Source organism: Streptomyces sp. NPDC002788, from assembly GCF_053592115.1.
Genome location: NZ_JBSFVB010000005.1, coordinates 410735 through 422767, shown reverse-complemented (window position 1 = coordinate 422767; position 12033 = coordinate 410735). Strand labels below are relative to the sequence as shown.

Sequence of the window (12033 nt, the reverse complement as noted above, 5' to 3'; positions counted from 1 at the left end):
GGCATGCGCGTGATCATCGACTTCGTCATGAACCACACCAGCGACCAGCACCCGTGGTTCCAGGAGTCACGCAAGGACCCCGACGGGCCGTACGGTGACTACTACGTGTGGGCCGACGACGACAAGCAGTTCCAGGACGCGCGGATCATCTTCGTCGACACCGAGGCGTCCAACTGGACCTACGACCCGGTCCGCAAGCAGTACTACTGGCATCGTTTCTTCTCCCACCAGCCGGACCTGAACTACGAGAACCCGGCCGTGCAGGAGGAGATGATCTCCGCGCTGAAGTTCTGGCTGGACCTGGGAATCGACGGGTTCCGGCTGGACGCCGTGCCGTACCTGTACCAGGAGGAGGGCACCAACTGCGAGAACCTCCCCGCCACGCACGCCTTCCTGAAGCGGGTGCGCAAGGAGATCGACGCCCAGTACCCGGACACCGTGCTCCTCGCCGAGGCCAACCAGTGGCCCGAGGACGTCGTCGACTACTTCGGCGACTATCCGAGCGGCGGCGACGAGTGCCACATGGCCTTCCACTTCCCGGTGATGCCGCGGATCTTCATGGCCGTGCGGCGGGAATCCCGCTACCCGGTCTCCGAGATCCTGGCCAAGACCCCGGCCATCCCCGAGCGCTGCCAGTGGGGCATCTTCCTGCGCAACCACGACGAGCTCACGCTCGAGATGGTCACCGACGAAGAGCGCGACTACATGTGGGCCGAGTACGCCAAGGACCCCCGCATGCGCGCCAACATCGGTATCCGCCGCAGGCTCGCGCCGCTGCTGGACAACGACCGCAACCAGATCGAGCTGTTCACCGCCCTGCTCCTGTCGCTGCCGGGCTCGCCGATCCTGTACTACGGCGACGAGATCGGCATGGGCGACAACATCTGGCTCGGTGACCGGGACGCGGTGCGCACGCCCATGCAGTGGACGCCCGACCGCAACGCGGGGTTCTCCTCGTCCGATCCGGGGCGGCTGTTCCTGCCCACGATCATGGACCCGGTCTACGGCTACCAGGTCACAAACGTCGAGGCGTCCATGGCCTCGCCGTCGTCGCTGCTGCACTGGACGCGCCGCATGATCGAGATCCGCAAGCAGAACCCCGCCTTCGGCCTCGGCTCGTACAACGAGCTGCCGTCGACGAATCCGGCGGTGCTGGCGTTCCTGCGGGAGTACGAGGACGACCTGGTGCTGTGCGTGAACAACTTCTCGCGGTTCGCGCAGCCCACGGAGCTGGATCTGAGCGCCTTCGAGGGCCGGCATCCGGTGGAGCTGTTCGGCGGGGTGCGCTTCCCGGCCATCGGTGAGCTGCCGTACCTGCTGACGCTCGGGGGCCACGGTTTCTACTGGTTCCGGCTCCGCAAGGACGCCGTGTGAAACCTGAACAACAGGCCTGCTGAGGCCTGATCCGCGCGGCAGGCCGCAAACCCCCGTGGCGGGGCGTTTCCTCCGCCCCGCCCGGGGCACGCATCAGTAACACCCCGCCCACCCGCGTGAGCCGGAGGGGCGCCGTCCGGGGCCGGTCGCCGGCAGCCGGGGGCGCACCAAGAATGGGTGAAAGGACGCGACGCCATGTCGGAAGCCGTCACACGCACCGTCACCACCCCGCCCGGCCTTCTCGCATCCCTGGATCCGCTGTTGCGGGAATGGCTGCCACGGCAGCGCTGGTTCGCGGGCAAGGGGCGACCGGTCACCGGGTTCACCCTGGTCGAGGCCACCGAGTTGCTCCCTTCTCCCAAGCTCTCGACTTCTCCTCCGAGCTCTCGACGTCGCGCGAGCAGGGGGGACCCCCACGAGCGGGGAGGTGCCCCCACGGCCACGCTGGGTCTGTACCACCTGCTCGTCCGCGCCCACCAGCCGCTCGTGCCGTCCCACGGGGTGCCCGGTCATCCCGGCGACTGCTACCAGCTGCTGATAGGCGTGCGTGAGGCGCTGCCGCCTCGGCTGGCGCCCGCGCTCATCGGACATGTGTCGACGGGGCCGCTGGCCGGCCGCACGGTCTACGACGCCCTGCACGACACCAGGCCCGCCGAACTGCTCCTGGAGGCCCTGCGGACCCAGGCCCGGATCGGCGGGCTCCGGTTCGAGCGGGACCCGCACCAGGACATCCGGTCCGGGCTGGTGCCCCGCGTGGTGACCGCCGAGCAGTCCAATTCGTCGATCGTCTACGGAGATACGTTCATCCTGAAGCTGTTGCGCCGGATCGTGCCGGGAATCAACCCCGATCTGGAGCTGCCGCTGGCCCTGGCCCGTGAGGGCTGCCCCAGGGTGCCCGCGCCGACGGCCTGGATGGTCGCGGACGTCGATCCCGCGGCGGACCCGGTCGTCTCGGCGGGATCGGCGGACCTCGCCGGCCAGCCGTACGTGCTGGGGGTGCTCCAGCCGTTCGTGCAGGGCGCCTCCGACGGCTGGGAGCTGGCGCTGCGCGAGCTGGCCAAGGGCGAGGACTTCGGCGCCGAGGCGCGGGCACTGGGGCGGGCCACCGCCGAGGTGCACACAGCGCTGGCCCGCGCGCTGCCGACGGTCACGCTCGGTCACATGCAGCTGCGGTTCATGGTGGACGGCATGATCGAGCGGCTGGACGCGGCCGTCCAGGCGGTGCCCGCGCTGCGGCCGTACGCCGACGGGCTGCGGTCCGCGTTCACGGCACTGGCCGATCTGGCCTCCGAGGGCCGCTCCTGGACCGCGCAGCGCGTGCACGGCGATCTGCACCTGGGACAGTGCCTGCGCTCGCCGTCCGGCGAGTGGTGGCTGATCGACTTCGAGGGCGAGCCGGCCCGGCCGCTGGCCGAGCGGCGCATGCCGCAGCCGGCGGTGCGGGACGTCGCCGGGATGCTGCGGTCCTTCGACTACGCGGCACGCTCGGTCGACCCGCCCCGGCCGGACTGGGCCGAGAGCTGCCGTTCCGCGTACTGCTCCGGCTACGCGGAGGCCTCCGGCAGCGATCCACGCACCGACCCGGTGCTGCTGCGCGCCTACGAGACGGACAAGGCGATCTACGAGGTGGTGTACGAGGCCCGGCACCGCCCCGACTGGCTGCCGGTGCCGCTGGCCGCCATAGACCGGCTCGCCTCGTCCGGCCACCTGACCTGACCGACCCATCCCCTCGCCCTGGAGGCTCCGCCCGTGACCCCCCGCCCTGAGTCCAGCGGTTCGCGTCCCAAGGGGACGGCCGGGGAGAAGATCCCCGAGCAGCCCACGGCCGCGCAGCAGAAGAGCGCCGCGAAGAAGACGGCGGTGCCGAAGCAGGCAGCGGCGAAGAAGACGGCGGCCGCGAAGAAGGCCGCCGCCCAGAAGACGGCCCCCGCGCGGTCACCGGCGAAGGCCGCAGGCAAGAAGGCGGCCCCCGCGAAGACGGCAGCCGCCAAGAAGGCCGTCACAAAGAAGGCGGCTGCCGAGAAGGCGACCGCGGCGAAGTCCACCGCCAAGAAGGCGGCCGCGACGAAGACAGCCGCGCGGAAGGAAGCCGCCGAGAAGGCAACGGCGAAGAGGACGACCGCGAAGAAGACCGCGGCGGAGAAGGCGACGGCCACCACGGCGGCCGCCGGGAAGGCCACCACGGCGAAGGCGCCGGCCACCAAGGCCACCGCCGCCGCGCCGCCCGCGAAGAAGACCGCCACGAAGAAGACCGCCACGAAGAAGGCACCGGACAGGAAGGCCACCGTCAGGAAACCCATCGCCGAGAAGGCCGCCCCCGCCCAGACCGTCCCCCCGGAGATGGAGGTGGCCGTCTCGCCCGCCGTCGACGCGGTGGACCGGGAGCGGCTGCTCCACGGCACGCACCACGACCCGCACTCCGTGCTCGGCGCGCACCCCGTGCCCGGCGGGGTCGCGTTCCGGGCGTTCCGGCCGTACGCCCTGTCGGTGACCGTGGTCGCCGGGGAGCTGCGGGCGGAGCTGCACGACGACGGGGAGGGGTTCTTCTCGGGGCTGCTGCCGCTGCGGGAGGTCCCGGAGTACCGGCTGCTCGTGCGGTACGAGGGGACGCTCCTGGACACCGCGGACGCCTACCGCTTCCTGCCCACGCTGGGCGATCTCGACCTGCACCTGATCGGCGAGGGCCGGCACGAGGAACTGTGGAAGGCGCTCGGCGCGCACCCGACGACCCACCAGGGCGTGACGGGCACCCGCTTCGCGGTCTGGGCGCCGAACGCGCGCGGCGTACGCGTGGCCGGCACGTTCAACTTCTGGGACGGCACCGGGCACGTCATGCGGTCGCTGGGCTCGTCCGGCGTGTGGGAGCTGTTCCTGCCGGACGTCGGCGAGGGCGAGCTGTACAAGTTCGAGATCACCCGGCCCGACGGCTCTAGGACCATGCGCGCCGACCCGATGGCCCGCCGCACGGAGGTGCCGCCCGCCACCTCGTCGGTCATCACGTCCTCGCACTACGAGTGGGGCGACGCGGAGTGGCTGTCCCGACGCGCCGAGGCCCCGGCCCACGAGGCACCGTTCTCGGTGTACGAGGTGCACCTGCCCTCCTGGCGACCGGGACTGACGTACCGTCAGCTCGCTGAGCAGCTTCCCGGGTACGTGAAGAACCTGGGCTTCACACACGTCGAGCTGATGCCGGTCGCGGAGCATCCGTTCGGCGGCTCCTGGGGCTACCAGGTCACCGGCTTCTACGCGCCGACGGCACGCCTTGGCACCCCCGACGACTTCCGGTACCTGGTCGACGCGCTGCACCAGGCCGGCATCGGCGTCCTCATGGACTGGGTGCCGGCGCACTTCCCGCGTGATGCCTGGGCGCTGGCCGAGTTCGACGGCCGGCCGCTGTACGAGCACGCGGATCCGCTGCGGGCCGCGCACCCCGACTGGGGCACGCTGGAGTTCGACTTCGGGCGCAACGAGGTGCGCAACTTCCTCGTCGCGAACGCCGTGTACTGGTGCGAGGAGTTCCACATCGACGGGCTGCGGGTGGACGCGGTCGCGTCCATGCTGTACCTCGACTACTCGCGTGAGCCGGGTCAGTGGACGCCCAACGAACACGGCGGCCGGGAGAACCTGGACGCGGTGGCGTTCCTGCAGGAGATGAACGCGACGGTGTACCGCAGGGTGCCCGGCGTGGTCACCATCGCCGAGGAGTCCACCGCCTGGGACGGCGTCACCCGGGCCACCCACCACAAGGGCCCGAGCGGCTTCGGCGGGCTCGGGTTCGGCCTGAAGTGGAACATGGGCTGGATGCACGACTCGCTGCAGTACATGAGCCACGAGCCGGTGCACCGCAAGTACCACCACCACGAGATGACGTTCTCGATGGTGTACGCGTACAGCGAGAACTACGTGCTGCCGATCTCGCACGACGAGGTCGTGCACGGCAAGCGTTCCCTGGTGTCGAAGATGCCGGGCGACTGGTGGCAGCAGCGCGCCGGGGTCCGGGCGTACCTCGGCTTCATGTGGGCCCACCCGGGCAAGCAGCTGCTGTTCATGGGCCAGGAGTTCGCGCAGGGGGCGGAGTGGTCCGAGGCGCACGGCCCCGACTGGTGGCTGCTCGACCCGGGTTACGGGGCCGAGCCCGACCACCGGGGCGTGCGCGATCTGGTCCGGGACCTCAACGCCGTCTACCGCGCCACCCCGGCGCTGTGGCGCCTGGACACGGACCCGGCGGGCTTCGAGTGGATCGTCGGCGACGCCGCCGACGACAACGTCGTCGCGTTCCTGCGGCTGGACCCGGAGGGCACGCCGGTGCTGGCGGTGTCCAACTTCGCGCCGGTCGTCCGCCCGGACTACCGTCTGGGCGTCCCCGAGGACGTCCCCGCCTGGCACGAGGCGGTCAACACCGACGCGGCCCGTTACGGCGGCAGCGACGTCACGAACCCCGACCCGGTCAAACCAGAGCCCACCCCCTGGCACGGCCGCCCGGCGAGCATCCAGCTGACCCTGCCCCCCTTGGCGACGGTGTGGCTGCGTCCGGCGTAGGCGGCCCGCGCCTGCTGTGACACTGCTGTGACGGGAGGAGTGGCTTCCGTCACAGCCGGTCCGGTCCGGCCCTGGTGAGGTGGCCACATGCGTGCCACCGCGCTCACCTGTCGGCTCGGAAGGGGCTGAGACCTGTGCTGATGGGTCTCGGTGTCTCGGCGGCCTGCGCCATCGCGTCGTGCATCGCCGCCGCGGGGACCGCCGCGATGGCGCTTCCCGGGCGGCCCGAGCCGTGGGCGGTGCACCTGATGCGCCGGGCGGCGGCGACGGCCGCGTGGGCGGCCGCGGCCGTGTACTCACTGGGCTTCTTCGCCGTGCTCACGTCGGAGTCGGACTTCGGCGACGGGGCGAATTCGGTCCCGGCTCCGGCCTGCCGCGACGGTTTCGACCCGGCCACGATCCAGGGCCTGAGCCACCACCGGTCCTCGTACCTGCCGCTGCGCTTCGACTGCGTCCGCGGCGACGGGTCCGTCTACGCCAGTGACCCCAGCTACGTGTGGATGAACTGGGCGACTGCGGCCCTCACCCTGTCCGCCGCGCTGCTCGCCATCGGCGCGGGCTACGCGACCGAGCTGCGCGCCCGGAAGACGGCCGTGACGTCGTGACGCTGCTTCCGGTCTTCGCGGGGCCGGTGGTCGGCCAGGTCGCCCTGCGCGGGCTGCCTGCGCATCCGCTGCTGCCGCCGTGGGTGAGGACCTCGGTCTTCTGGTCGTTCGTGTTCTGGCTCTTCTTCGCGATGACGGTCGTACCGCCGGCAGCCGGACTGTGGCACGCCCTGCGGGATCCGAAGTCGCTCCTGCGCCAGGCGGTTCCCGTACCCGGCCCGCAGCGGCCGGGTACGGCTCCGCTTGCCTACACGAAGGCCTCCGCCAGGGCCTTCGGCAGCTCCCCGGTGTGCAGCACCCCGAGCCGCTGGGTGGCCCGGGTCAGGGCCACGTACAGGTCGCTGGTGCCGTAGCGGCCGGGTTCGACCACGAGGACGGAGTCGAACTCCAGGCCCTTGGCCTGGCGCGGGTCGAGGAGGACGACCGTCTGCGTGAGGTCGGGTTCGGCGCCCGCGGTGACGCCGTCCAGCCGGGCCGCGATGCCGCGGTGGAGGTCGCGCGGCGCGATCACCGCGAGCCGCCCCTCCGCCGGGGTGAGTTCCCCGACCGCCTTGGCGACGGCGCCGGGGAGGTCGTCGGTGGCGCGGGCCCAGGGGCGTACGCCCGTGGAGCGGACCGAGCTGGGCGGCTGGAACTTTGGGTTCTCGGCGCGGACCACGGCCGCCGCGACGTCCATGATCTCGGCCGGTGTGCGGTAGTTGACGCCCAGGCGGGTGTGCTCCCAGCGGTCCTCGACGTACGGGGACAGGATGCCTGACCATGATCCGACACCGGCCGCCTCCGCGGTCTGCGCGGGGTCGCCGACCAGGGTCATCGAGCGGGTCGGGCTGCGCCGCATCAGCAGCCGCCACGCCATCGGCGACAGCTCCTGCGCCTCGTCGACGATGATGTGCCCGAACGCCCAGGTGCGGTCGGCCGCGGCACGCTCGGCGGCGCTGCGGTGGTCGTCCTCCTCGTGGCGCTCGGCGAACCGCTCGGCGTCGATGATGTCGTGCGCGGACAGCACCTCGGAGCCCTCGGGGTCGTCCTCCTCCTTGTCCTCGAACTCGTAGGTCCGGGACGCGTACGACACCTCCAGCACGCCCTGCGCGTAGGCGATCTGCTGCTCCCGCTCGCGCTGTGCGCGCTCGCGGGCGAGCCGGTCGTCGTCGCCGAGGAGTTCGGCGGCCTCGTCGAGCAGCGGCACGTCCGCGACCGTCCAGCGCCGGGTCACGGGGCGGCGTACGGCGTCGGCGTCCTCGGCGGGCAGGTACTCCTCGGGAGCGGCGAGGAAGTCCGCGACGAGCCGTTGCGGGGTGAGCACCGGCCACAACTGGTCGATGGCGGACCAGACTTCGGGGTTGTCGGCGAGGTCGTCGCGGATCTGGGTGATGTCGCTGGGGTCGAGCAGGCTGGACCCGTCGAAGGGGTCGGTGCCGATCCGCTCGGCGTACAGGTCGGTGAGGGCGTTGAGGATGTGGCCCTCGAAGTGCTCGCGGGCGGCGTTGTGCGGCAGCTTGGCGGCGCGGGTGCGCTCGCGGGCGACGTTGACCAGGCCGTCGTCGAGCATCAGGACCTCGCGGTCGTGCTCGATGGCGATGACCGGGTCGGGCAGCGCCTGCCGGCTGCGGACGACGTCGGCGAGGACGTCGGCCATCTCGGCGCGGCCCTTCACCGCTGCCGCCTCGGGCGTGTCGGTCGCGGTGGCCTTCACACCGGGGAACAGTTCGCCGACGGTCGCGAGGAGTACACCCGTCTCGCCGAGGGAGGGCAGCACCTCGCCGATGTAGCCGAGGAACGCCGGGTTGGGTCCGACGATCAGCACCGCGCGCTTGGCGAGCAGTTCCCGGTGCTCGTACAGCAGGTAGGCGGCGCGGTGCAGGGCGACGGCCGTCTTGCCGGTGCCCGGGCCGCCCTCCACCACCATGACGCCGCGGTGCGGGGCGCGGATGATGCGGTCCTGGTCGGCCTGGATGGTCTGCACGATGTCACTCATGCGGCCGGTGCGCGCGGAGTTGAGCGCGGCGAGCAGGACGGCGTCGCCCGTCGGGTCCTCGTGGCCGGTGCGGGTCCGGTCGCCGAGGTCGAGGATCTCGTCGTGCAGGTGGGTGACCGTGCGGCCGTCGGTCGCGATGTGCCGCCGGCGCCTGAGCCCCATCGGGGTGTGGCCGGTGGCCAGGTAGAAGGGGCGGGCGACGTCGGCGCGCCAGTCGATCAGGACGGGGGTGCGCTCCGCGTCGTCCCTGCGCAGGCCGATGCGGCCGATGTGGTGGGTGATGCCCGAGGTGAGGTCGATCCGGCCGAAGCACAGGGAGCCGTCCACCGCGTTCAGCGCGGCGAGCAGCCCGGAGCGCTCGGCCACGAGGATGTCCCGCTCCAGTCTGGCCTGCATGGGGGTGTTGCCCTGCGCGAGCGCGTCCGTGACGGAGGTCTCGGCGTCGCCCCGCAGCGCGTCCACGCGCGCGTACAACCCGTCGATGAATTCCTGTTCCTGTCGCAATTCATCGTCCGGAAATTCGGTGTTTGACAATTCCGCTCCCGCCCGGATATACTGTGCTCACTGAACTTCACTGTGGCTTCAATCGACTTGAAGTCACGAACAGATAAATATACGCAAGGAAATCCCCCGAGCGCAATTGCTCGGGGGATTTGCTTGTCCCCGGGCGCGTCCTCTGCAGCACGTCGGCGCGCTCCTGGAGCAGCCGCCCCTTGACCCGAGCACCGAGGAGTTGTGCGAGGCCGTTGCGGCGCACGTCCGGGGTGGGCGGGCCGTGTTCCGGCCCGTCGAGGTCGGCGACGTCTCGCCGTTCTCCTTTCGCCGCCCCTACGGCATGGACAACACCCGGGCCACCCGGTTCGGCTTCATATCCACGCGGTGGCGGCGACCGCGGTGTCAGTCCCCAACGGGTCGGCCTCGCCTGGCTGCTGACGCGGTCCCCGACGGTCCTCCCGATCCTCCCGATCCCGGGGGCGAGCCGTCCGGAGACGGTCAGGGACTCGGCGGCCGGGGCGGACCTGCCGCTCACCCCGGAGGAGCGGGCCCGCCTGGACGCGGCCACCGAGCCGGTCCACGTCTAGCGGGTTCCGGCGGACTCCAGCTCCCTGTCCTCGGCGGGCTCGTCCGCGGCGGTCTTCCCCTTCCCGGGCAGCAGCAGCGCCACGACGACCGTCCCGACGCCCAGGATCACGGCCCCGACCAGGCTGGTGTGCGCGACCGCGTCGGCGAAGGAAGACCCCACCGCGTCGGCCATCCGCCTCGCCCCGCCGCCGAGTTGCTCGGCCTGGGCGCGCAGCCGCTCGGCCTGCTGCGGGTCGCTCGTGTGCGCCGCCTGCTCGGCCAGCTGCCGCGCCTTGTCGCCGATGCCCTGCGCCACGGCGTACCCGGCGCCGACGGAGTCCTGGGCCGCCTCCAGCGAGGAGGCGGGGAGCTTGCTGCCGGCCGTCGCGTCCGAGAGGTGGCCGGAGTACGACGTCGCAAGCAGCGAGCCGAGGATGGCGATGCCGAGCGACCCACCGAGTTCCAGCGACGTGTCGTTCACCGCGCCGCCGACGCCCAGCTCGGACTCCGGGAACGCCCCCATGATCGCGTCGGTGCAGGGCGACAGCGCGAGCCCGATGGCGAGTCCGAGGACGACCAGGGGCGCGACGAAGTCGCCGTACGACGAGCCGGAGTCGACCTGCGTGAGGAGTGCCAGGGCCGCCGTACCGCCGAGCATGCCCCCCGTGACGGTCCACTTCATGCCGACCCGGGGCGTGAGGTAGCCGGTCAGGGCGGCGCCCACGAAGACCGCACCGGCCAGCGGCAGCATGCGCAGGCCGGTGTCCAGGGCGTCGTAGCCGAGGACGAACTGCAGGTGCTGCGTCAGGTAGTAGAAGGCGCCGAAGACCGCCAGGAAGAACAGCGCGACGGCGAGGTTGGAGCCCGCGAAGCCGCGGTTCGTGAAGCGGCGGACGTCGAGGACCGGGCGAGGGTGGCGCAGCTCCCAGAGGACGAAGGCCACGAGGCCCGCTCCCGCGACGACCGCCGCCGTGACGGCCTTGACGCCCCAGCCGAAGTGCGGGCCCTCGATGATCATGTAGACCAGCGCGGCGATCCAGACCACCGACAGCAGCCCGCCGCCGTAGTCGATGCGCCCGTGGTTTCCGGCCTTGGACGGCGGCACGAGGACGAAGGCGCCGACAACGGCCAGCGCCGCGATCGGCACGTTGATGAGGAACGTCGACGACCAGCCGTGGTCCTCCAGCAGCGCCCCGGCGACCAGCGGCCCGGCCGCGATGGCGAGCCCGGCCGTGGCGGTCCACAGGGTGATGGCCCTGGCGCGTTCGGCACGCGGGAAGGTCGCGGCGAGCAGCGACAGGGTGGCGGGCATGATCATGGCGGCGCCGGCACCCATCACGGCCCGGGCCGCGATGACCGTCGTGGCACTGTCGGCGAGGAACCCGAAGACGGAGCCGCCCGCGAACACGAGCAGCCCGAGGACGAGCGCGCCCCGGCGGCTGTACTTGTCGCCTATCGCGCCGAGCAGCAGCATCAGCGCGGCGTACGGGACGGTGTAGCCGTCGATCACCCACTGCAGGTCGGCGCTGGACAGCCCGAGATCCTCGGTCATGTCGGGCGCTGCGACGGTGAGGGCCGTGTTGGCCATCACGATGATCAGCAGGCTCAGGCAGAGCACGAGGAGCGCCCACCAGCGGCGGGCGTAGGGGCGCTCCGTCCTCTCGGCCGGTTCGGTCATGACGAGTCGCATGGCAGGGGTCGCCTTCCTCGGGTCGCGCGACGGATTGCACATCACTGTGCAATTGCTCAGTCATGTGCAATGTACGCCTACTGCACAACAGTGTGCAAACAGCGGAGGCGGAGCCCGGGGCGGGGCGTGCAGAATGGCTGTCATGCCCACCGGTCACTCCAGCCGCGCCGACGCCAACCGGCGCCGCATCCTCGACGTCGCCCTCGCCGAGTTGCTGCGCGACCCCGACGCGTCCATGGACCAGATCGCCCGCGCCGCCGGCGTCGTACGGCGGACGGTGTACGGGCACTTCCCGAATCGCGAGGCGCTGATCAGCACGCTCGTCGACAACGCGGTGGAGGCCCTGTCAGCCGCGCACGCGGCGGGGCGCGAGGGCGTGGAGGACCCGGCCGAGGCCGTGGCACGCTCGGTGCTGGCGGTGTGGGAGCTCGCCGACCGCTACCGGCTGCTGATCGCGCTGGCCCAGCGCACGGTCACCATGCAGGGCATCCGGGAACGGCTCGCCCCGGTCCGAAAGGCGGCCACCGGCGTGCTCCGGCGCGGCCTCGACCAGGGCGTCTTCAGCTCACCGCTGCCCGCGCCCGCCCTGGCCTATGTGCAGGAGCAGATGCTGGTCGCGCTGATGGAGGCGGTGAACGACGGGCTCGTGGCAGCGCAAGAGGCGGGCCGCTGCGCCGCGGTCACCATCCTGACCGCGGCGGGCGTGCCCGCCTCGAGCGCCACCGAGCTGGTGGCGAAGCTGAACGATTGATCTTCCGAGTGTGATGACCGGGCGGCTGAGCGACGGG

Annotated in this window: 9 protein-coding genes; 7 read left to right on the top strand and 2 right to left on the bottom strand. The window is 71.7% G+C overall.

From position 1 onward, the window contains the following. The 5 genes from treS to ACWD1U_RS12985 all read left to right on the top strand — a co-directional run. Positions 1 to 1374, top strand: a 1374-nt coding sequence (gene treS, locus ACWD1U_RS13005) for a maltose alpha-D-glucosyltransferase (RefSeq protein WP_451106994.1), incomplete at its 5' end; no start/stop codon positions are given. Between the two features lie 195 nt (positions 1375 to 1569). Beyond that, positions 1570 to 3090 (top strand): maltokinase N-terminal cap-like domain-containing protein, encoded by a 1521-nt coding sequence (locus ACWD1U_RS13000; RefSeq protein WP_451106992.1) that lies wholly within the window; start codon positions 1570 to 1572, stop codon positions 3088 to 3090. A gap of 33 nt (positions 3091 to 3123) precedes the next feature. Then, positions 3124 to 5913 (top strand): 1,4-alpha-glucan branching enzyme, encoded by a 2790-nt coding sequence (glgB, locus tag ACWD1U_RS12995; protein ID WP_451106990.1) that lies wholly within the window; start codon positions 3124 to 3126, stop codon positions 5911 to 5913. A 140-nt stretch (positions 5914 to 6053) separates the two neighbouring features. Further along, positions 6054 to 6518 carry a hypothetical protein gene (locus ACWD1U_RS12990; RefSeq protein ID WP_451106989.1) on the top strand — a complete coding sequence of 155 codons (465 nt, stop codon included), beginning with the start codon at positions 6054 to 6056 and terminating at the stop codon, positions 6516 to 6518. Continuing rightward, positions 6515 to 6871, top strand: coding sequence for a hypothetical protein (locus ACWD1U_RS12985; protein WP_451106988.1), 357 nt, complete (start codon positions 6515 to 6517; stop codon positions 6869 to 6871). Before ACWD1U_RS12990 ends, ACWD1U_RS12985 begins: the two co-directional genes overlap by 4 nt. On the opposite strand, the gene ACWD1U_RS12980 is transcribed toward ACWD1U_RS12985, so the two are convergent. Continuing rightward, positions 6766 to 9045, bottom strand: a complete 2280-nt coding sequence (locus tag ACWD1U_RS12980; protein WP_451107023.1) for a HelD family protein — start codon at positions 9043 to 9045, stop codon at positions 6766 to 6768. The two genes, ACWD1U_RS12985 and ACWD1U_RS12980, sit on opposite strands and share 106 nt — an antisense overlap. A 212-nt stretch (positions 9046 to 9257) precedes the next feature. Here ACWD1U_RS12980 and ACWD1U_RS12975 point away from each other — a divergent pair, with 212 nt between their 5' ends. After that, positions 9258 to 9575, top strand: coding sequence for an aldo/keto reductase (locus ACWD1U_RS12975; RefSeq protein ID WP_451107021.1), 318 nt, complete (start codon positions 9258 to 9260; stop codon positions 9573 to 9575). Here the strand turns inward: ACWD1U_RS12975 and ACWD1U_RS12970 are convergent. Next, positions 9572 to 11245 (bottom strand): DHA2 family efflux MFS transporter permease subunit, encoded by a 1674-nt coding sequence (locus tag ACWD1U_RS12970; RefSeq protein WP_451106986.1) that lies wholly within the window; start codon positions 11243 to 11245, stop codon positions 9572 to 9574. The genes ACWD1U_RS12975 and ACWD1U_RS12970 overlap by 4 nt on opposite strands. Before the next feature lie 133 nt (positions 11246 to 11378). On the opposite strand from ACWD1U_RS12970, the gene ACWD1U_RS12965 reads away from it, so the two are divergent. Continuing rightward, positions 11379 to 11996 carry a TetR/AcrR family transcriptional regulator gene (locus tag ACWD1U_RS12965; protein WP_451106985.1) on the top strand — a complete coding sequence of 206 codons (618 nt, stop codon included), beginning with the start codon at positions 11379 to 11381 and terminating at the stop codon, positions 11994 to 11996. Positions 11997 to 12033: the final 37 nt, after the last annotated feature.